Genomic DNA, 23,324 nt, shown 5'->3' on the forward strand with positions numbered 1-23,324 from the left:
TTTTTATTTAGAGACTTTTATGTTACTGTCCTTTTGGTAATAGCCCGTTTATCTGTGGTTAGCAGGTAAATCATGCGGCGTGTAATTTTTTCAGGATAAAACTTCGCAAATGATAATTATAAAAACAGGAATTCATTTTATGTTTTTCTTTTTTAGTTATGCATAAAGTGCAATATAAAGAGTATCCCCTCTTGTTCCCAGCACTGATTTACATATTTCGGTTTTCAATAATTTATTCTTCAGAGGTAAAAGATTGTTCCGGTTATAATTATTTTGCGGGTATGCATTTATGTTTTGAACAATCTATTATCTTTGCAGGTAGATGAAAGACCGTAAACATGATAATGGGGAAAATGTGTCCGGTGAGTGCAGATAAAACTTGGAATTATAAAGAGGCTTTTGACACGCATGAAAAAAACAGGATTGCTTATAATCATAATAATATATGCTATAACGGTACGAGCGGTAAAGCAAGATATATCCAGCTATTCTTTTTTGCATATAACCGGTGAAGACAGGTTATCTCAGAGCCACGTGAAATCTATATTGCAGGATAGCTACGGTTTTATGTGGTTCGGTACCAGGAACGGCCTGAACCGGTATGACGGAACTTCTATGAAAACCCTGAACTGTAACGATTACCACACTAACAAAGGAAATCATAATATTTCGGCGTTAAGCGAAGATTCGGAACGGACATTATGGGTAGGTACAGATAAAGGTGTTTTTACGTACGACCATATTTATGAAACATTTACTTCGTTTGATGTATTATCGGACGATAGCCTGAGGATAGAGAACTGGATTGCCGATATTAAGCCTGACTCATCCGGAAATGTATGGATAGTTGTCCCTAATCAGGGAGTTTTTAAATATCGGTTGTCGGATAAGCGGTTATTCCATTATTACATAACCGATCCTGAAAAATATAAAGATGATTATCCTCAATGTATTACGGTTACCCGTAACGGGCAAGTATGGATAGGTTCGGCAGGTGCCGGGCTGTTTCTTTACAATGATAAGGATAACAGGTTCATACAATATATTACAGATAGGAACGGTAGCTCTTTGAAAGGAGAGAACGTATATGCTATATGTGAGTATGGAGATAATATAGCCGTCGCCATTCATAGAGGAGAGCTAAGAAAGTTTGATAGGAAAGAGAATATATTTTCCCGGGTAGACGTGCCGGAAGTAAATTACAGTATTATCCGGGACATAGAGTGCTACCATGATAATGAACTGTGGGTGGCTACTCAGTTAGGGCTTTTTATTATAAACGAGAAAGAAAAAAAGGTGGTTCATATCGAAGAGGACGATATGAATCCTTACAGTATATCCGATAAGAATGTATATACATTGTACAGAGACCGTCAGGAAGGGATATGGTTAGGTACTCTATTCGGCGGTGTTAATTACCTGCCGGATTATCGGTTTAAAATAGAAAAATATCGTCCTCTGAGCAAAGGAGCTTCGTTGAATACGAAACGTATAGGGGCTTTGGCCGAAGATTCTTTCGGCAATATATGGATCGGGACCGAAGATGCCGGAATTAATATCCTGAATCCTGTGACAGGTAAAGTGGAACGGCTGAAGCCATCGGATAGCAACCATCTGAATATCCTTACTTTATTTGCCGATAAAAGATCGGTTTGGGCTGCAACATTTATAAAAGGACTGGATGTCATTGATTTGCCTTCCAGACAAGTAAAACATTATACCTCGCAACAATTAAATTCGGGAGATGAAAGCGTATATGCTTTATACCGGGACAGTAAAGACCGGATATGGCTGGGGAATATGATGGGGCTGAGATATGCGGGACCCGGGGAGATGCGGTTTAAGATGATAGAAGCTCCGGGATATATATGGGTATATGATATCGTGGAAGACCCGCATGGAAACATATGGGCGGCAACTATGGGTATGGGGGTTTATCGCTATGATCCGGAAAATAATACGATAAAACAGTATCAGCATCACGATACGGATAGTTCCAGTCTCAGTTCGAATTCGGTAAGTAGTATTACTATAGACAGTAGAGGCCGTCTTTGGTTCTCTACGGATCGTGGAGGTATTTGTTGTTACCGGGAAGAGAGTGATGATTTTATTTCTTATTCCAGAAAAGACGGATTGCCGGACGATGTGGCTTATAAAATATTAGAAGATCCGAACCACAATTTATGGTTCGGGACGAATAAGGGGCTTGTCAGATTTAATCCGGAAACAGGAAAGATTCGTGTGTACACTAAAAACGACGGATTACTGGGAGACCAGTTTAATTATAAATCGGCTTTGAGTACTTCGAATGGAAAGTTTTATTTCGGCGGGATTGACGGATTGATTGCTTTCGACCCTCTGCAAGAGCATGTAACCGGCTTTACCCCTCATGTTTATATTACGAAATTCAGTGTTTATAATAAGGAACTGGATTGTCATGCTGAGGGTTCTCCTTTGAAAAAAAGCATAATTCATACGAGGGAAATAACCTTGCCGTATAATCAGGCGAACATCAGTATAGATTTTGTTGCTGTCAGTTTTTCCACATCAGCTATTACACAATATGCCTATAAAATGGAAAATATAGATATGGACTGGATATATACCAATAATAATCATAACATATCATATTCTCAGTTACCTCCCGGACAATATGTTTTTAAGGTTAAGGCTTTCGATCCCGATAGAACCTGGAAGCCTGCAGGGACATCGCTGCAAATTACTATTTTACCTCCGTGGTGGAATTCTCACTGGGCTTACACATTATATATAATATTAGGATTGTGTGTGTTGGCTTATTGGTTTTTCTGGTATAAAAAAAGGCAGGAAAAAAAAATCCGGGAACAGCAGAAATTATTTGAAGTCGAAAAGGAAAAAGAGCTGTACAGTGCCAAGGTCGAATTCTTTACCGAAATAGCCCATGAGGTGAGAACTCCATTGACACTGATCAACGGGCCATTGGAAAATATAATGGAAATGGGAATAGAAGACCCCAGGATTGTCCGTAATTTGCAGGTTATGGAGCAAAATACGAAACGTTTGCTTGACCTGACAAAACAGTTGCTTGATTTTAGAAAAGTAGGGGCCAATAAGTTTTTAATGAATTTTGTAAAAGCGGATATTTCGGAACTATTACGCGATACGATAGCCCGTTTCGAACCTACTATAGTACAGCAGGGAAAAGAACTCGATGTAAAAATATCCGCTGAACCGGTATTCGTAGATATTGATAAAGAAGCCGTTACTAAAATCATTAGTAATTTGTTGAATAATGCCCTCAAATATGCTGTGCATAAGATTATTGTAAGTTTGAGAAAAGATGCCACATCGTTCACTGTAATCGTGTCCAGCGACGGCGAAAAGATTCCGAAAGATTTGAGCCAGCAGATTTTCGAACCTTTCTATCAGATAAATAATAAGAAGAATACTACATCGGGTGCGGGGATCGGTCTGCCCTTGTCCCGTTCGCTGGCAGAGCTCCACACCGGGCAGTTATTTCTGGATACCGGGGCGGAAATGAATTCGTTTGTTCTTATTTTACCTTTAAATCAAGAGAAAGTTATGGACATCGGAGAGCTTCCGGTGCAGGGAGAATATATAAGAGCCGATGAAAAAGAAGAAGTCATTCAGACAACGGATTATATTATTTTATTGGTAGAGGATAATGAACAGATGTTATCGTTCGTCTCCGAAAAACTGAAAGAACATTTTGTGGTGGAAACGGCCCTTAACGGGGAAGAAGCTTTGGAAATTATGAAAGACCGGCCTGTGGATATCGTTATAACCGATGTAATGATGCCTGTTATGAACGGTATGCAGCTATGCAGGGCTATAAAAACAAATGTGGAGTATAATCATATACCGGTTATATTCCTTACGGCAAAGAATGACCTGGATAGTAAGATAAAAGGACTTGAGATGGGAGCAGATGCTTATATTGAAAAACCATTTTCCTTTAATTATCTCGAAGTACAGGTTATAACGTTACTGAATAACCGGAGAAAAGAAAGAGAAGCTTTCTCGAGAAAGCCGTTTTTCCCTGTACACAATATGCATATGAATAAGACTGATGAAGAATTCCTGAATAAAATAATACTCATCATACAAAAAAATATTACAGACGATAATTTTAATGTGGAACATTTAGCTGAGATACTGGGTATGAGCCGTTCCAGTCTTTTGAGAAAAATAAAGGTGCTTACTACATTATCGCCTGTGGACTTTATTAAGGTGATACGGCTGAAACGGGCGGCAGAACTTATTGCCGGGGGGGAATACAGAATCGGGGAAATTTGTTATATGGTAGGAATCAATTCACCGTCTTATTTCAGTAAATTATTTTTCAAACAGTTCGGAGTGACACCTAAAGACTTTGAGAAAAACAATAATACATCTTCTTCCGGTAAATGAAAGTAATAAAAAAATATTAAGAGAGTCTGAAAATGAGGTGACGTGTTTGTAACAAATGCGTCATTTTTTATAATAAAAGCGCCATACATGCGTTATATTACAGTAAATGCGTCATTTTTTTTATTTTTTGGTGCATATGTTCATGGTTGAAATTAAGAGTGCGTATACATTTGTGCATACAAAAAATTTAATATCATGAATGCACGCGCAAATAAATTCTTTGGTAAATCCGCTTTTCTTTTTTCTCAGGAATGTCACCTATATAATAATATGTGTCGGGTAAATTCCGAAAATGAAGAGAACGGTCTTTTATCCATCAAGGGAATAAATTATGCTCTCCTTTTGTCCTTTGATGATATATTACATTATTAGAATATAAAAGTTTGGTTGTAGCGTATTCGATTCTGTCTATGCTAATCGTAAAATCGTCTATTTTTCCAATCGTCGTAATGTGATTACTTTGCTACAGTTATAAATGTTTTTTCGGTTGTATGTAAGAAATAGCGATGTCGATAGTGATTTTTGATTGCTGATTTAAATGTTGTGCTAATAATTATTTTTTATAAACCTGTTTCTAAATAACATGAACTCCGTTATGAAAATATTTTTGTTTAGTTTAATGTGCTTATTTTCTTCCGTCGCTTTTGCTCAGGAAATACTGACTCCGGTAATCTCTGTAAATACCCGGAATAATACTTTATTATTTAAAGTAGATGATAAAAGCAAATTACGTCAGTGCTATTATGGTGAAAAATTGCCGGAGGCATCTTTTAAAGGCGTACAAACCACAGCCGCCGATGCTTATCCTGCTTTTGGAACTTCTTATGTGCATGAAGCAGCCCTTCGTGCCGTTCACGCCGATGGAAATACATCTACCGAGCTGATATATGATTCCCATTCGGTTAAGAATATCTCCGATAATATTGAACAGACAGTTATTACATTGAAAGATGCATATTTCCCTTTTCAGGTGAAATTATTCTTTAATGCATATAAAAATGAAAATGTGATAGAACAATGGGCTGAGATATCCCATCAGGAAAAAAAGCCCGTTACATTATATAATTTTGCGTCGTCGCATTTGTTCGTGTCCGAGCCTACATATTATCTTACACAATTTTATGGTAACTGGGCGGAAGAAATGAATATGGCGGAAATGCAGCTGACCAGAGGCCAGAAGGTTTTGCAATCAAAATTAGGTGTGCGTGCCGACCAGTATGATCATCCTTGTTTTCTTCTTTCGCTCGATGCGCCGGCTCAGGAAAATTCCGGTTCTGTTATCGGTGGAACGCTGGCTTGGCCCGGAAGTTGGAATCTGACTTTTGATGTAGATAACTTGAATAATCTTCATATTATTTCAGGAGCTAATCCCTATGCGTCCCAATATATATTGAAACCTAATACCAATTTTAAAACGCCTGCGTTATTATATACTTTCTCGGAAGAGGGAACTGGTAATATATCCCGGAATTTTCATCGTTGGGCAAAGAAATACGGTATTTATCGAGGCGACCGTACCCGTACTACTTTGTTGAACAACTGGGAAGCCACCTATTTCGATTTTAACGAGGAAGTACTATCAGGCATTATTAAGGATGCTTCTGAAATGGGATTTGAACTTTTCTTGTTGGATGACGGTTGGTTTGGAGAAAAATATCCCAGAAATAGTGATACGGCAGGTTTAGGAGACTGGATGGTCAATAAGAAAAAATTACCAAATGGTATCGGATATCTGGTCAATGAATCGCATAATAAAGGAATTAAATTCGGTATCTGGCTGGAACCAGAGATGGTTAATCCCAAAAGTGAACTGTATGAGAAACACCCCGATTGGGTGATAGGTCAGAAGAACCGTCCGTTGGACTTGAGCCGTAATCAGTTGATTCTCGACCTCTCCAATCCTAAGGTTCAAGATTATGTTTACTCAGTGGTTGATAATACGATGTCCGAAAATCCCGGTATCGCTTATATTAAATGGGATTGTAACCGTTTTGTCACAAACTCGGGTTCTTATTATTTGCCGGCCTCAGAACAGTCTCATTTGTGGATTGAATATGTACGCGGATTATTTAATGTCCTCGACAGAGTACGCGCCAAATATAAAGATGTATCATTAATGCTCTGTTCTGGCGGCGGTGGCCGTATAGATTATGCGACTTTACCATATTTCGATGAGTTCTGGATTAGCGACAATACCGATGCTTTGGATCGTATATTCATCCAGTGGGGAACTACCTATTTCTTTCCGTCGATGGCTTTAGCCAGTCACGTATCGGTAGTGCCGAATCATATAACCGGGCGTACAACACCGCTGAAATTCCGTTTCGATGTAGCTATGTCGGCAAAACTGGGTATGGACTTGCAGCCTAAAGATATGACTCCGGAAGAGAAAGAATTCTCAAAGAATGCAATTCGGGAGTATTACGGAATCCGGGAGATCGTTCAGTTCGGCGATCTGTATAGGTTGCTTTCACCTTATACCAATAAACGAACGGCAATGATGTACGTAAGTGAGGATAAAGATAATGCGGTAGTCTTCTCATATTTGCTTAAAAAATCTATTAATGGAAACACACAACCTTTAATACTGAAAGGTCTTGACCCCAAGAAAAACTATAAACTCACCGAAGTGAATAAGATGCCGGGTTCGTATTCCTGGTTTACTCCGCTGGAGGGTAAAGTTTATACAGGGGAATTCCTGATGAAGTATGGCTTGAGATTCACTATGTATAACGAATATGACAGTAAGGTAATACGTCTTACAGTACAGAAATAGGATAATGATTAGGTAAAGAAGATTGTTTTCTTGTCACTCCGGAATTTCCGGTAGTGACAAGATTAAAGAAAAATTTAGTAAAACCTTAAAACTGATTAAAATGAAAACCATGTTATTTATTCTTTCCAGATTGATGCCTTCCGGCTGATAAAAAATTATTGCTGTCGATAAAATAAACAGGCGTAATTTTGAGTTTTTATAAAACTCTTCCTGCATATATTATTAGATGCTTATTAATATATAATAATAAAAAATTTCTTCGAATTTAAAAAGGATAAATTAATATCTATGAAGCTATGAGAAAGAAAGTTGTAATTTTTTTATTAACTGTTTTATCGCTGTTCCCGGCACTGGGCTACGCTCAGGGTACCCCGGCATTTAAAATAAGCGGTAATGTAATTGATCGGAACACAGGAGAACCGTTGATAGGAGTAAGTATCCGTATTGAGGGTAAGAGTGTAGGTACGACTACCGGAGTGAACGGTGAATTTTCCATTCAGGCTCAAAAAGGAGAAACCATTAAGGCCTCTTTTATTGGTTATTTGTCGCAGGACATAAAAGTGAAGAATGATAATTTCCTGAGAATATACATGGAAGAAAATGCACAGGAAATTGGTGAAGTCGTAGTTGTAGGTGTGGCTATGAAAAAATCGGATTTGACCGGTTCTGTTGCTCGAGTCGGTGCTGCCGAATTGAAAGAGCTTCCTACCGCTAACGTAAACCAGGCTCTTCAGGGCAAAGTCCCGGGTGTTTATATTGAAAGTAATCCGAAACCGGGAACCAAAGCATCGATAAAAATACGTGGCAACAACTCCATCCAGTATGGTACAGACCCTATATTCGTAGTAGACGGTTTGGTAATGGATGGTGGTTTCGAATTACTTAATCCCGACGACATCGCTACGATCGACGTTTTAAAAGATGCTTCTGCTACTGCTATATATGGTTCCAGAGGTGCAAACGGTGTTGTTCTTATCACGACTAAGAAAGGTAAAAAGGGAAGTGCCCGTGTAACGTATGATGCATGGTTCGGTTTCCAGGATTTTAGTAAGAAAATGCCGATGTTATCGGCAAACGAATTATTCGACCTCCGTGTTGATGCTTACGCTAACGTATATTCCGATAAATATCCTACAAGAGATCGTGAGGCTTATATCAAAAATTCTTTAATAACGGAAAATGCAAAAAGAAATGTTGCTTTTTCCGAAACCGAATTGAATTCATATAAGAACGGGGAAACTTATAACTGGCTGGACAAAGTGACGAGAAGCGGTTTCCAGCAAAACCATGCAGTTTCTTTTTCCGGAGGTAATGATACGGGAAACTATTTTTTAAGCTTTAACTATAATAACCAGCAAGGTCAGGTAAGAAATACCGGTTATGACCGATATTCCGGTAAAGTGAATTTGGAACAACTGATAAAACCCTGGCTGAAAGTAGGAACCAATAATACTTATGTTTTTGCAAAGGAAAAACCTGTAGGCGATGATAATACATTTATCAATGCATTGAAAGCCTCTCCTTTATATCCTATTTCGGAAGAGCCCTGGTATATGATGAGCGGTAAAACCGAAAATCAGAGCGCATCCAATCCCTTGCGTGATATGTATATCGACAAAGATTATTACCGTAATCGTTTAATGAGTTCATCTTATGTAAATATCAATCCTATAAAAGGACTCGATATACGTTCTACTTTCTCGATCGATGTAGACCAGATGGAAGAGTTTACTTATTATCCTACAAATTCTACGCAATCATATAAAGGTTCTTACGACGGACAATCCATTCAAAAGAAACAACGTAATCTTAACTGGCAATGGGACAATACTGTATCCTATAATAATACATTCGCCGAAAAACACCGTATAGGCGCAATGGCAGGTATGAATATGTCATACTACAGTTATAACTACAATCAGCAAAACGCCAGCGGTTACGGGAACGATCTTTTCTCTTATAAATATACGGGTGGTGCAACCGATAAAGAGAACTTCGCTCTTTCGTCCGACTTTGTAACTTATTCGTTAATGTCTTATTTCATGCGTCTCAATTATACATATGACTCCAGATATTATTTGACTTTAACAGGACGTTTTGACGGTTCATCCAAATTCGGTACCGAAAATAAATGGGGTTTCTTCCCGTCAGTTGCAGCATCTTGGAATATTACCGAAGAAAGTTTCATGGAAGACCAGCGTGTAGTAAATAACCTTCGTTTGCGTGTTGGATACGGTACGGCTGGCAACCAGAATATTCCGAACTATAGTTATTATACTCGTTATTCTCCCTCCAGCTCGTTAGGATCCAGTATTCTTACCAATGATGGTATGTACGGAAATCCCGGTCTAAGATGGGAAAAACAAGGTCAGTTTAATGTAGGGTTGGACTTCGGTGCTTGGAATAACCGGGTAAGTTTTGCGTTGGATTATTTTAATATCAAGAATGAAGATTTGTTGATGGAAATAAGTAAACCCGCTTCTACCGGTTATTTGAAAGAGATATCCAATGTCGGTGCAATGAAAAATGAAGGTGTGGAATTCTCATTGAACGTGACTCCCGTACAGACAAAAGACTTTACCTGGGATGTTTCTTTCAACATTGCATCTTCACATAATAAAGTGACCCGTCTGGATGGTAAAATGAAGGAGAAGTATAAGTTAGGCGGCTGGTCCAACAATGAAATACAACGTGAAGGAAACCTATTTGTAGGTGAGTCCATCAATAATATTTATGTATATAAATTCGACCGTATCGTTCAGGAATCCGATATGGATTATGTGAACTCTTTGGATTTAGGTGGCCGTATCGTAAAACCGGGCGATATACTTCCGTTAGACGCCAATCACGATAATATTATCAATGATAAAGACCGTAGAGTTGTGGGTAAAAAAGATCCGGATTTTTATGGAGGTTTACAGACTACGCTTAGCTATAAAGGATTCTCTTTGAATGTTGTAGCAACATATTCTGTCGGAGCAAAACGAAACAGTTATTTGTATGAAACATTAATGAACAGTACGGGATTAGATGGTACGCACAAAGACATGTTGAACCGTTGGACACCGACCAATACCAATACCGATATTCCTCGTGCTTATTCTGAGAGCGGAAGATTCGGTATCGGAGAAGTTGATTGGGCTGTACAGGACGCTTCATTCTTCCGTTTGTCGGCGGTTACTCTTTCCTATACGTTCCCCCGGGCATGGATGAAGCAAGTTTATGCCGAAAATCTGAGGCTGTATGTTACAGGAAATAATCTTGTTACTGCTACCAAATATAAAGGATTCGATCCGGAAAGCGGAGACTGGTATCCTTCTTCCAGAATGTGGGTAGTAGGTGTAAATCTGAGTTTTTAATGTGTAAATACCGTAATACTATAAAAATATGAAAACTGTAAAGATTAAAATATTAAGTATAATACTGGCGGGGACCCTGTTATTGCCTTCCTGTGAAGACGGTTTTCTTACACAGGATCCGCAGACCTCGTTGTCTACCGATCAGGTTTTCGAATCATTGGATAATGTTCAGCCTTATTTGGACGGCTTGTATTTTAAATGGCGGAGTTCGCGTGTGAACCGTAAGGGATTTATTATGATGCTGGGAACAGATGAAGCACAGCAAGGGGAATATCAGGTACAGACCGATGCCACACAAGCGGGGATGGATAAATATAACGGATTTTATGAGCCGCAAAATACCGTTATCGCTGAGTTGTGGAATGTTCGTTGGCCCGTTGTAGTCCAGGCTACCGAAGCTTTAAATACATTGAACCGTAAGCTGGAATCTGCTTCCGAAGCGGATATTACGCGCATCCGTTCATTTAAGGGACAAGCTTCATTTTATCGCGGAGCCGTTTTATTGGAATTGGCACAGGCTTGGGGTAGACTACCCATTCCCACTGTCGTAGGTTCTAAAGTAGAACTTTCAGGTCGGAAACCACTGACCGAGGTTTATACCGAGATCGAAAATAGCCTGAAAGATGCAGGTTCATTATTAGGAATAAAAGCCGATGCTTCGAATGTACGTATTCCTACTCGATGGGCAGCAAAAGTCTTATTGGCTAAATTATATATGTCCGCCGATCCGGAATCCGGTTTCAGGGATTTTGGAAAAGCACAGACATTATTGGAAGAAGTGAAATCCAATGGCGGATTTAGCCTGGTCAGGACTTTCGGTGATTTGTGGGATCCGGAAAAGACGGCTGGTAATGAAGCTGTATATACATTCTATTTCAATAATATCTGGCCGGATACGAATGAATTACAATGGTATGCCGGTACTCGGGCCTGTTCCAGCGATCCCAATTGCTATTTGGGCGGTTATGACTTGATTCTCCCTACCGAGTATTGCTACAGCGATGCCAGTGCCAACGGCTTATGGGAGACCGGAGATGTGCGCAAGGACGAAAGTATCCGCTACAATTTTGTATATAACGGAAAACAGCCCTCCGCAATGGCCGGTTTCGGAGATGACCAGTTAAAGCCCCATATCAAAAAATACGAAGATAAACGTATCGACGGGACAAAGACATTTTACAATACAGGTAAGAATGTGTACTATCTCCGTTATGCCGATGTATTGCTTATGCTTGCAGAATGTATGAACGAGACGGGGAATACGTCTGGTGCCGTGACTTTGGTGAATAACGAAATACGCAACCGTGCTTGGAATTACAATTTGCCGGAACAGTATAAGTGGGATACGGGAATGTCTCCTGAAGAATTCCGTACTAAGATTATGGACGAACGTATGCGTGAACTTTGTTTCGAAGGATGGAGACGTTTCGACCTTATTCGTACAGGACATTTTGTAGACTACATTTCTGCTAAGAACCGTTGGGCAAAAGCTGAGGGAACCATAAAGAAAGAACATGCCTTATATCCGATTCCTTTGGTAGAAATGAAGCAGAATCCGAATATAACGGAAGCCGATCAGAATCCTGGATATTAAAAAGATATGAGCTTAGCTTCATGAGGAGGATAGTTTGTCTGTCCGGTCATTCCGGATTTAATCCGGAATGACATTATTCCTCCTCTGATCTGATGAAACGGCCTTAAGATGGCCCGCTCCTGATTGTTTCGGGGGAGCAGGAGCGTTAATAACCCGACTTAGAAAAAGAAAATTTATTTACTCAAAAAATGTTTGACATGAGAACACTTATTACTTCATTAGCATTGTGTGCTGCTATGGCAACACAAGCTGCAGATGCCCCAAAGACAGTGACTTGGGAAATTTTGAAAGATTGTGTAACGAACGGTAACCTTCCTATGACTCAGTCCGGTCAATTGATTTGGGGAGATTATAACAATGACGGTCTCCTGGATGCTTATATTTCCGCCGGGACATCCGATCCTGTTTCCGGATTATTTAAGAATAACGGAGACGGTACTTTCACAGAAGTGACGTTTGGTGATCAGAGTATGTTCGGTCTTGCCTCTGCCGTTTTCTTTGATTATAATAACGACGGAAACCTCGACCTGTTGGTAACGGGCTCGATGGACGGAACTGCTACGACTGCTGTAATGGACTTGTATCGTAATACAGGAGCTCCTGATTATGATTTCGAACTTGTTGATATTTCCGATGTTGTCGCAGCGGTAAGCTCCGAGAGCGGCGATAACGGAACCCGTATGCTCGAAGCCGTGGATTATGACAATGACGGTTGGGTAGACCTGTTTGTCAATGGTAATGCCGGCGGAATATTTGAAGGAACCGGAAGCTCTCGTGTTGTTGCTTTATTCAGGAACAATCACGGTACTTTCGAATTGGTGAATAATCCGGTAAACAATGGTACGGAGCAATTCCTTCCTGTAAACGGAGGTTCCATACATTGTGCCGATGTGAACAATGACGGTTTTGTCGATCTTATCGTTTCAGGCTATCATGATGATATGAGTACGATTACGGACCTTTATCTGAATGACGGAAAAGGCGGATTTACCCGTTTGGAAGATTCTCATAATATTTTTAAAGGACATCAGCAAGGAGAAACATTCTTTGCCGACGTTAATAACGATGGCTGGATGGACATCATTGAGATAGGACGTGACGTGAAAAACGGATGGGCGAGCTTTGCAAGTATGTATATTAATAATAAGGATAATACCTTTACTGCTCTGAATGAAGCCGAAACAAACCTGATCGGCGGAGGTGCTTGTGCTGCAGTCGGTGATATAAATAATGACGGACTGGTAGATCTGTTCGTTTGCGGCTGGGGACCTAATGCTACATTCTTCTATAACAACGGTAACAATTCTTTCACCCCGGTAGCTATTGATCCCGATGCTGCACGTGCTCGTTCGGGTTGTGCCTCATTTGTCGATTTCAATAACGACAATAATCTGGATATGGCGATATTCGGATATCGTGACAACGGCAGCGGAACACCAGAAGATCCTACATGGCCTGATTTCTTCCTGCAAAATAAATTAGGAGACGGAATCGCTTCTAACCAAAAACCGACAGCTCCCGGAAATGCAACTTTCAATTATAGTGAAGATCATTATATTCTTTCCTGGGATAAATCGACCGATGATACAACTCCTAAAGATGCTATCCGTTACAATGTTTTGGTAAAATCTGACGATGGAACAGTGTTCTCTTATGTTCCCGCTGCGGAAAATGGATTTGTAAAAGTAGGAGGAATGAGAGCATTCATTATGACCAATTCGTTCCGGTTGAATATTCCTCAGGGAAATTATACTTTTATGGTACAGGCTATTGACAATGCTAATGCTGCCAGTGAGTTTGTTCAGTTGAAAGATGGTGCATCCGTTGGTAAAATAAATGCCGATGATAATGTAAGAGTATGGGTTAACGGTAAATCGGTTAAGATTAACAATGCAGGCGATAAGGCTCTTTCCTATACGATAGTTTCGGCTAACGGTCAAACTGTCAGTGCCGGTGAATGTGCCGCTTACGATGATAGTACCGTTTCTTTGAGTGATGGCGTATATGTTGTACGCGTAACTACTGCTGCAGGTGTATCTGCCCAGAAAGTGATCATATTCTAAATTATAAAAGTAGAGGGACACTTCGCAGTGAGTGTTCCCTCTGCTTATTTTTTTCAGTACAATATTTTTGAAGAGGGTGGTACCGCCACTCGGATAACGGTACAAAAGCAGACAAATTCTCAGGATGATATCGTGCTGTTTATAATAATTTGTCTATATAAAATTTAATATATATCATTATGAAAAAGTTAAGTTTAAAGACAGGTGTCTTATCTTTATTGGCCTTGGGCTGTTCCATGAGTGTTTCGGCACAGGCTAGTGAAAATGACGGGACATATCAGATGACTGGTGGAGATTGGCAACTGTCAGTAAATCGTGCTACCGGAACAACTGATATTTCTAAAAATCAGGTAATACTACTTAACCAAACACAGCCGTCCTTTAAATCCGGCAGTACAATTTATTCCGGTAGTCAGCTTACAGTAAAGAATATAGAAGAATCGGATTTGAATGATAAGTTCGGAACCGGAAAACAATTACAGATTACTTCTGTTACCGAAAATGAATCTGTTACTTTGGTCCAGCATTTTTATTTGTATAATGAAAGAGACTATATTCTGACGGAATTTACGATCGAATCAGCCGAAGAACTTGAGTCTAATTATATGGCTCCTATTGTAGCTTCGGGTAGTTCAGTATTTTTGGAAACTTCAGGTAACAGAGCTCTTTTCGTACCTTATGACAATGACCAGTGGGTACGTTATAAATCAGAAAATTTTGGGAATACGGTAACCAGTTATGAAGTAGGTGCTTTATATAACCCCGATAGCAGAAAGGGCTTGGTTGTCGGTTCCGTTGAACATACTATGTGGAAGACTGGAATAGTTTACACAACGACAGAGAATGCAATGACCCGCTTGGAAGTATATGGGGGAATTACGTCTTCCGAAACACGCGATAATAAAGAACACGGTGCCGTAAAGGGAACAAAAATAAAATCTCCGTTGGTTTTTATAGGTTATTATAATGATTGGCGTGAAGGAATGGAAACCTATGCCGATGCTAATGCGATTGTGGCTCCGAAACTTCCCTGGGACCAGGGCGTACCGTTCGGTTGGAATAGCTGGGGAGCCATACAGACCAATCTGTCAAAGAAAAATGCGACCGAAGTTGCCGATTATTTTAAAGATACACTGGTTCCGGGCGGTTTTTCGAATGACGGTACCGTATATATTGGACTGGATTCATATTGGGACAATATAACTTATACCGATCTGAGATCTTTTGCGAGAAGTTGTAAAACAAAAGGATTGAAAGCCGGTATCTATTGGACCCCGTTCGTAGATTGGGCGAAAGATCCTAACCGTACAGTAGAAGGTTCTGACAATGTAAAATATAAAGATATTTATTTATATGCCAACGGTCAGCCTCAGACGATTGCAGGAGCCTATGCCATTGACCCCACTCATCCCGCAACAAAGACAAGAGCCGAAACCTATCTGAAGCGTTTTATCGATCAGGGATTCGAGTATATTAAACTTGACTTTATGACACACGGCTCTTTGGAATGCGACGGTCATTATGATAAAACGGTTTATACTGGTATACAGGCATACAATCAGGGACTGCAGCATATCATTGATTTTCTGGATGGTAAGATGTATATTAATCTTTCTATCGCTCCGCTATTCCCGGCCAATTATGCCCATAGCCGTCGTATAGCTTGTGATGCCTATAAGAAAATGTCCGAGACAGAATATACACTCAATTCCCTGACTTACGGCTGGTGGCTCGACAGAGTATATTCCTATAACGATGCCGATAATATGTGTTTTTACGGAGCTACCGTAGGAGAGAACAGGGCTCGTATGACATCCGGTTTGGTATGCGGGATGTTTACGGTCGGGGATGATTTCAGTTCTTCGGGAGCTGCTAAGGCAAAAGAACTTGCCGAAACATGTTTGCTGAATAAAGAGGTAATTAAATTGGCACGTAACGGACGTTCGTTCCGTCCTGTGGAAGGAGCGGCAGGAGATGCTGCGGCCGATATGTTTATACAACGGGTAGCGGATACGGTATATGTCGCCGCCTTTAACTATTCCATCAAAGTAACCCAGCCGCTGATAGATTTCGACCGGTTAGGTTTAAACAAAGGTACTAAGTATGTTGTACATGAGATATGGAGAGATGATATATCTCAAAAGTCCGATTCCTGGGAAGAATCGGTTCCCCGATATGATGTAAAATTATTTAAGATATATCCGGGAGATTTAGGATCGGTAGACAAAACGGAAACCGGTTCCGGGTTCCTCTGTTACCCTAATCCGTGTACCGATTGGCTGTATGTTTCCAACGACGGATTTGAAGCGAATTATACGATTCTTAATGCTTCCGGTCAGGTTGTTAAGGAAATGTCGGATTCTACAGGAATTTTATCGGTTGCCGATTTGGAAAAAGGAATCTATTTCCTCATGAGTAAAACTGCGGAGGGGAAAGTAAATACTGCTACGTTTATCAAGCGGTAATTCCCTGCCTTTCTTTTTAAATTCAAGTTATATATAAGTTTAGTTAATTCTTTCCGGACATGATTCGTAATTTTTTAATTACGAATCATGTCTTTACAAGAGAGAAGCAGCTTGTCTTTTGTCTTTTCGTTTTGCTGTAAATTAAATAATCGCGAAATTATCATGAAAGTCCTGAATAAAATATTCGTTGCTTGTATTGTCTCATTGTTATTTCCTTTTTCGGGTTGCGCCCCGCATGAAGACAATGATTTTATTATGTGGTACGAACAACCGGCCCGGGAATGGATGGAAGCGCTCCCTATGGGGAATGGCCGCTTAGGTGCTATGGTATATGGTGGTATCGAAAATGAAAAAATAGCGTTGAATGAAATAACGATGTGGTCCGGGCAACCCGATTCTACACAAGACGATCTTTGCGGTAAAGAGAACCTGAAAAAAATGAGAGAGCTCTTTTTTCAAGGGAAAATAGAAGAAGGAAATATGATGGGGTCCGCTTGTCTGTCCGGTGCCGGAAAATCTTTCGGTACCCATTTGCCGGTAGGAGATCTGGATATGCGATTCGTTTATGGAGAAGGAGAGATAAAAGATTACCGCAGACAACTCGATCTGGAAAATTCGATCTTGTCTGTTTCTTTTGAGAAGGGAGGAGTGAATTATTTCCGTGAATATTTCTGCAGTAATCCCGATGATGTGATGGTTATGAAATATACAGCGGATAAACCCGGAAAAATAACCACGACACTTTCGCTGAATATGCTTCGGGAAAGTAAAATACGAGCCGGAGTGGACGGCTTGAGTATGTCCGGTAAGGTTTCCTTTCCTAAGCTCGGACCCGGCGGAGTCAGCTTCTTAGGCATGATATCCGTTTTGCCGGTAAGAGGGAATATTACTTTTACCGATAGTACGGTCACGATTACAGATGCGGATGAGCTGGTTGTTTTAACTGATATCCGCACCAACTATAAATCAGAAAATTATAACAGCCTATGTGCTGAAAATATAAATTTGGCAAAAGGAAAAGATTATGAAATCCTGAAAAGTTCCCATGTAAAAGATTATCGTTCTCTCTATAGCCGGATGAGTATTTCTTTAGGAGACGGAAATAACGCTCTGCCTACCGATGTACGCAGGGAACATATAAAAGCAGGTAAGTCCGATCCTGCCTTCGATGCTTTGTTCTATCAATACGGGCGTTATATGCTTATTTCCTCTTCCCGCCCCGGAGCGCCTCTTCCTGCAAATTTGCAGGGAATATGGAACGATAATCTGGCCTGTAATATGCCTTGGACCTGCGATTACCATCTGGATATCAATATCCAGCAGAATTATTGGTCTGCCAATGTGGCGAACCTGCATGAATGTAACGAACCATTGTTCGATTATATCAGGCAGTTATCCGTCGCCGGACACCGGACGGCCGGAAAAGTATACGGATGTGACGGATGGGTAGCCCATACCATTGCTAATGCATGGGGATATACAGCTCCCGCAGCAGTGGGGTGGGGAATGCATCCTACTGCTGGTGCGTGGATTGCCACACATCTGTGGACGCATTATCTATATACCAGAGATAAAGAATATCTGAAAGTAACGGGATATCCTCTGCTTAAAGAGACAGCTAAATTTTTCAGGGATTATATGATAGAAGATCCGAATAGCGGTTATCTTGTTACGGGACCCAGTATATCTCCCGAAAATGCTTTTCGTTATAATAACGGGAACTGGTCTTTGTCCATGATGCCTACGGTAGATCGTTGCATCGTTTATAGTATCTATACCGCTTGTATAGAGTCATGCAAAATATTGGGAGTAGATGAAGAGTTTCGGGAAACTCTGGAAAACGATTTATCGAAACTCCCGCCGTTGATGATCGGTAAAAACGGCAATATACAGGAATGGTTGATGGATGTGGAACGGGCCGAACCGAATCACAGGCATTCTTCTCATTTATTATGCTTATATCCTTTGGGACAGATCTCTTATACGAGAACTCCTGAATTGATGGCGGCTGCCCGTAAATCTGTCGAAAGCCAGTTGAATGCTCCCGGATGGGAAGACACGGAATGGAGCCGTGCCAACATGATAAATTTTTATGCCCGCCTCAAAGATGCTTCCGCTGCTTATAATTCGTTACAGGGACTGTATCGTGAATTTTCCAGGGAGAATCTTATGACGGTTTCTCCGGCCGGGATAGCCGGTGCGGAAAATGATATATTCAGTTTCGATGCAAATGAAGCCGGAGTGTCCGGTATTTCCGAAATGTTGTTGCAAAGTTACGACGGATTCCTTGAATTTCTTCCGGCTCTTCCGGCACAATGGGCTCGGGGACAAGTGTCAGGTATTTTTGCGCAAGGCGGTTTGGAGATAAATATGAGCTGGAGGGAAGGCCGGTTGAAAAATGCATCGGTAAAAGCGACGAAAGCTCATCATTTCCGCCTGAAGTTGTCGCAGTCATGGGGCAAGCCTTTATTTAGAATAGATGGAAAAGAGTTATCCCTGGACGAAGGGGACGGTTATTATACCGTGAATTTAAATCCCGGTTCGGTTTTGTCTGTACGGTATTGATAAATAAAAATCTCTGAAAGATGAAGATAACAAAAAGAGTTTTCGGGTATGCGGCATCAGGAGAACCTGTATTTTTATTCCGTCTTGTTTTGGACAACGGAGCCTATGCCGAAATATGCAATTATGGGGCGACGTTGGTTTCCGTTGTCGTACCCGGTAAAAAAGGACGGTTCAATGATGTTGTGCTGGGATATACCAGCCTGGACGGCTATATTTCCGATACTTGTTATCTGGGCGCTACCGTAGGACGTTTTGCCAATCGTATAGGAGACGCGCAGTTTCACTTGAACGGAAAATTATATCAGCTTGAACAGAATGACGGAGAGAATACCAATCATGGAGGATTCTCAGGATTCCATAAAAAAATATGGGATTACGAGATAAAAGATTCCGGCTTGGTTCTTACCCTTGAGAGTCCCGACGGAGAAGGAGGCTATCCCGGAAATATACGGGTAGAGGTCTCATATACGTTTACCGAGAATATGTGCCTCCTCATACATTATAAAGGCAGAACGGACAGGGACACTTACCTGAACCTGACGAACCATGCTTATTTTAATCTGTCTGGGACCGGTAATATATTGGATCATAAACTTTTTATTCCTTCGGCATATATGCTCGATACTACGCAACAATATATACCTACGGGTGAAATGATCCCGGTAAGAAATACGGTTTTTGACTTTTCTGCTCCAATGTGTTTGGGGACTCATATACATGAACCGCTTCCGCAACTGATATGGAATAAAGGATATAACCACTGTTATGAAGTTCGAAACAATAAAAAAATTGCGTTAGCAGCAGAACTGACCTGTGAAGAGTCGGGACGTTCGCTGGAAGTACATACGACATTACCGGGCATATTGTTATATACCGCGGGATTTCTGGACTCTGCTTTACCAGGAAAGTCTGGAAGCCGGTACAGCCCGTACGAGGGCGTGTGTCTGGAAGCCCAGTATTTTCCCGATACCCCCCATCATGCGAATTTTCCCTCTTGCCTGCTAACCCCTGTTGATGAATATGACGAGCAAATTGAGTACAGGTTTAAAATCGTAGAATAAATAAAATCGAACAGAGAACTTAAATGTATATGCACATGAAAAAATATTTTATATCTGCTTTTTTGTTTTTATTGATCTCCGCCTTTTCGGTAAAAGGAGAAAATAACAGAACCTCTTTACATCGGGGAAATTGGACGATCAGTTATGATACGAAGTCGGGGAAAGCCGATTTTTTATACAAGGACAAATGTGTTCTGGCCGATGTCGCCGCCGTAGCTTATACCCGCAATAAATATTCATCGGATGCGTATGAACGGTGCGAAATCACGGAAGATAAGCTAAACGATGATTTCGGGAGCGGAATAAAATATACCGTTGTACATATGGGTGAAAAAAAACCGGTTATGAAACGCATTTTTTTCTTGTATGATAATACCGATTATTTTTTGACCGAGCTCGTACTGGAAAGCGACGTCCGGATAGCATCCAATTATATGTCTCCTATATCGACAGAAAAACCTGTCGATATATTGAAGAAAGGAGATAACCGGGTATTGGTAGTGCCGTTTGACAATGATAAGTGGATACGTTACAAGTCGTCACCTTTGAATTCCGGAATAAATAGTTATGAAGTAACGGCTTTGTACAATCCCGATAACAGGGAGGGACTGGTGGTCGGTTCGGTCGAACACGATACATGGAAGACAGGAATACGGGTGGAAGCCGATAGCAAGACTCGTTTGAGCCGTCTGGTCTGTTATGCGGGAGCGGCCGGGGAAACAACCCGGGACATTTTGCCACATGGTAAAGTTTCGGGAACGACCGTGAAATCTCCTAAGATTCTTTGTGGCTTCTTTAAAGATTGGAGGGACGGAATGGAAACTTTTGGCAAAGCATGTGCCGTTGTTGCACCTCCGCGGGAATGGTCGAAAGGCGTACCTTTCGGGTGGAACAGCTGGGGAAAAATGCAATTCAATATGACATATGATAAGGTACTCGAAGTTTCCGATTTTTTTGCAACTGATTTACAACCGAAAGGATTCGGAAATGATAGTATCTTATATATAGGAATGGATTCGGGCTGGAACCATATGACCGATGAACAGTTGGCCGAGATTGTGAAACACTGCAAACAGAACGGTCAAAGGGCCGGTATATATTATACCCCGTTTACCGATTGGGGACGTAAACCGGATAAGGAATTGGAAGGCGCTCCCGGATATACATATAAAGACGTTTATCTGTATGCCAACGGTAAACCTCAGGAACTGGACGGAGCCTGGGCCATAGACCCCACTCACCCGGCAGTGCAGCAACAGATTAAATATTTTGCAGATAAATTCAAGAAAGCCGGTTTTGAGTATCTTAAAATAGATTTTCTTACGCATGGCGCTATGGAAAGCGATTCTTATTATGACCGTTCGGTCACTACGGGTATACAAGCTTATAACAAAGGCATGTCCTATCTCGAATCACAGTTAGAAGATTTTTATATTACGGCTTCCATCTCACCGCTTTTCCCTTCTCAATATACACATTCACGTCGCATTGCCTGCGATGCCTTCGGAAATATGAGCGATGCTGAATATACCCTGAATTCGGTCTCTTATGGGTGGTGGCTCGATGAAGTATATACATTCAACGATCCCGACCATTTGGTGCTGGAAGGTGCTTCGGAAGGTGAAAACCGGGCCCGGGTAACTTCGGGTGTGATTACCGGTATATATATGTCCGGTGATGATTTTAGCAAGAGCGGTTCCTCCGAAGCAAAGAAAAAAGCCTTGAAATTTCTTACTAATCGGGATATAAATCAACTGGTCCGGAATGGCAGGACCTTCCGTCCGGTGAACGGAAACGATGAGAATACCGACTGTTTGTTCATGCTCCGTAGTGGGAAAGATCTGTACGTGGCTGCGTTTAACTATTCGGGTTATGATACGACAATTGAATTGCCTTTGGAAAGATTAGGTTTGAACCGGTCGGAAAAATATCCCTGTAAAGAATTATGGAGTGGAAAGAAAACTACGGAAAAAGGTTTGTTTAAAATAAAATTACCTCGGAAGGATGCTGCTTTGTATCGTTTCGAATTGGAATAGAATAGATAGGCGGGCTGGTAAAACACTGTTTTATCTCGTCCGCCTGTAATGTTTGATTATCCTTTTTTCTGATTCCGGTATTTACTGGGCGACATACCCATTGTCTTTGTAAATATTCTGGTGAAATAAAAAGGATCCTCGATTCCGATCTTAGGACATATTTGAATAATTTTCATGTCGGTGAAGTCGAGATAATGGCAAGCCTTCTGGATTTTCAGATGTATAAGGTAACTGAGTGGGGAATATCCCGTCTTTTTCTGGAAAAGGGCCGACAAATGGGAGGCGGACAGGCTTACATGGTTGGCGATATCCGCCAAGGTTAATTTACGTTCGATGTTTTCACACATAAAATGAATGACCTCATCTATGATATTTTGATTTTTATCCCGGGAAGTACCGCTTTCACGATATTCTCCCAGGAATTTCATGGAGCCCAGAAAATGAAAAAAACTGGTAATCGCATAATAGATATTGTTCATCGAATATCCCCGGCTGAGGATTCCGAAAATTTCTTCGAACAAAAGAAGCCTTTCTTCGATACGGGAATTGAAATTGGGAGATATATCGGTCGGCTTATCAAAACCGTTGGCAAAAAAAGACGCCTTATTCCCGTCAAAGTGGACCCAGTAGATTGTCCACGGCGATTTAGGTGTACTCCCGTATTTATGAGCCTTTTCTTTAGGCAGTATAAAAAACTGGTGTTCCGATATTTCTTCGTGTCTTCCGTCCAGTTCGAACCAGCCGTTTCCTTTGACACAATAAATAAGTACAAATTGCCGGGCTTCTTCTTTGGTACGTTCCCGGTAATGAAACTCAGCCTGTGGATAATAACCTATATCGGTAATATGAAGTTCTTTACCCAGTACGTCGTTCGAGATTTGTTCTACTACAAAAGCCGGCAGTACGATAGCTCTTTCTCCTTTGAATCCGCTTTTTATTTTAGCCATAATAGTATTACTTATTCAACAAATATAATAAAAAAAAACGAATATCCT

General features: G+C 40.8%; 10 protein-coding genes. 9 read left to right on the forward strand and 1 reads right to left on the reverse strand.

Annotated elements, in window-relative coordinates; translation table 11 throughout:
* The first annotated feature begins 408 nt into the window (after positions 1 to 408).
* The 9 genes from OCV73_RS12190 (at position 409) to OCV73_RS12230 (ending at position 22,329) form a co-directional block, all read left to right on the forward strand.
* Entirely contained in the window at positions 409 to 4,410 is a 4,002-nt protein-coding gene (locus OCV73_RS12190) for a hybrid sensor histidine kinase/response regulator transcription factor (protein WP_147552579.1), read from the forward strand.
* Between the two features lie 595 nt (positions 4,411 to 5,005).
* Complete coding sequence (locus OCV73_RS12195) at positions 5,006 to 7,186, forward strand: alpha-galactosidase (protein WP_147552581.1); 2,181 nt, start codon at positions 5,006 to 5,008, stop codon at positions 7,184 to 7,186.
* Positions 7,187 to 7,482: 296 nt separating this feature from the next.
* Positions 7,483 to 10,545, forward strand: a complete 3,063-nt coding sequence (locus tag OCV73_RS12200) for a SusC/RagA family TonB-linked outer membrane protein (RefSeq protein ID WP_147552583.1) — start codon at positions 7,483 to 7,485, stop codon at positions 10,543 to 10,545.
* Positions 10,546 to 10,573: 28 nt separating this feature from the next.
* Positions 10,574 to 12,139 carry a RagB/SusD family nutrient uptake outer membrane protein gene (locus tag OCV73_RS12205; RefSeq protein ID WP_147552584.1) on the forward strand — a complete coding sequence of 522 codons (1,566 nt, stop codon included), beginning with the start codon at positions 10,574 to 10,576 and terminating at the stop codon, positions 12,137 to 12,139.
* A 197-nt stretch (positions 12,140 to 12,336) separates the two neighbouring features.
* The gene (locus OCV73_RS12210; protein WP_167551260.1) at positions 12,337 to 14,202 is read left to right on the forward strand and encodes a T9SS type A sorting domain-containing protein; all 1,866 of its coding nucleotides are present in this window, start codon (positions 12,337 to 12,339) and stop codon (positions 14,200 to 14,202) included.
* A gap of 179 nt (positions 14,203 to 14,381) precedes the next feature.
* Positions 14,382 to 16,667: a T9SS type A sorting domain-containing protein gene (locus tag OCV73_RS12215; protein ID WP_147552588.1), complete on the forward strand. Its 2,286-nt coding sequence runs from the start codon at positions 14,382 to 14,384 to the stop codon at positions 16,665 to 16,667.
* 162 nt (positions 16,668 to 16,829) lie between these two features.
* Complete coding sequence (locus OCV73_RS12220) at positions 16,830 to 19,232, forward strand: glycoside hydrolase family 95 protein (protein ID WP_167551261.1); 2,403 nt, start codon at positions 16,830 to 16,832, stop codon at positions 19,230 to 19,232.
* Positions 19,233 to 19,252: 20 nt separating this feature from the next.
* The gene (locus OCV73_RS12225; RefSeq protein ID WP_147552592.1) at positions 19,253 to 20,293 is read left to right on the forward strand and encodes an aldose epimerase family protein; all 1,041 of its coding nucleotides are present in this window, start codon (positions 19,253 to 19,255) and stop codon (positions 20,291 to 20,293) included.
* Positions 20,294 to 20,328: 35 nt separating this feature from the next.
* Positions 20,329 to 22,329, forward strand: a complete 2,001-nt coding sequence (locus tag OCV73_RS12230; RefSeq protein ID WP_147552594.1) for an alpha-galactosidase — start codon at positions 20,329 to 20,331, stop codon at positions 22,327 to 22,329.
* A gap of 56 nt (positions 22,330 to 22,385) precedes the next feature.
* On the opposite strand, the gene OCV73_RS12235 is transcribed toward OCV73_RS12230, so the two are convergent.
* Positions 22,386 to 23,276, reverse strand: a complete 891-nt coding sequence (locus OCV73_RS12235; protein ID WP_147552596.1) for an AraC family transcriptional regulator — start codon at positions 23,274 to 23,276, stop codon at positions 22,386 to 22,388.
* Positions 23,277 to 23,324: the final 48 nt, after the last annotated feature.

Source organism: Barnesiella propionica (genome assembly GCF_025567045.1).
Classification (GTDB): domain Bacteria; phylum Bacteroidota; class Bacteroidia; order Bacteroidales; family Barnesiellaceae; genus Barnesiella_B; species Barnesiella_B propionica.

What these genes read in the sequence shown, in the direction of transcription:
- OCV73_RS12225 (WP_147552592.1), top strand. Translation starts at nt 19,253, where the DNA reads ATGAAGATAACAAAAAGAGTTTTCGGGTATGCGGCATCAGGAGAACCT.
- OCV73_RS12215 (WP_147552588.1), top strand. Translation starts at nt 14,382, where the DNA reads ATGAAAAAGTTAAGTTTAAAGACAGGTGTCTTATCTTTATTGGCCTTG.
- OCV73_RS12190 (WP_147552579.1), top strand. Translation starts at nt 409, where the DNA reads ATGAAAAAAACAGGATTGCTTATAATCATAATAATATATGCTATAACG.
- OCV73_RS12230 (WP_147552594.1), top strand. Translation starts at nt 20,329, where the DNA reads ATGAAAAAATATTTTATATCTGCTTTTTTGTTTTTATTGATCTCCGCC.
- OCV73_RS12210 (WP_167551260.1), top strand. Translation starts at nt 12,337, where the DNA reads ATGAGAACACTTATTACTTCATTAGCATTGTGTGCTGCTATGGCAACA.
- OCV73_RS12205 (WP_147552584.1), top strand. Translation starts at nt 10,574, where the DNA reads ATGAAAACTGTAAAGATTAAAATATTAAGTATAATACTGGCGGGGACC.
- OCV73_RS12220 (WP_167551261.1), top strand. Translation starts at nt 16,830, where the DNA reads ATGAAAGTCCTGAATAAAATATTCGTTGCTTGTATTGTCTCATTGTTA.
- OCV73_RS12235 (WP_147552596.1), bottom strand. Translation starts at nt 23,276, where the DNA reads ATGGCTAAAATAAAAAGCGGATTCAAAGGAGAAAGAGCTATCGTACTG.
- OCV73_RS12195 (WP_147552581.1), top strand. Translation starts at nt 5,006, where the DNA reads ATGAAAATATTTTTGTTTAGTTTAATGTGCTTATTTTCTTCCGTCGCT.
- OCV73_RS12200 (WP_147552583.1), top strand. Translation starts at nt 7,483, where the DNA reads ATGAGAAAGAAAGTTGTAATTTTTTTATTAACTGTTTTATCGCTGTTC.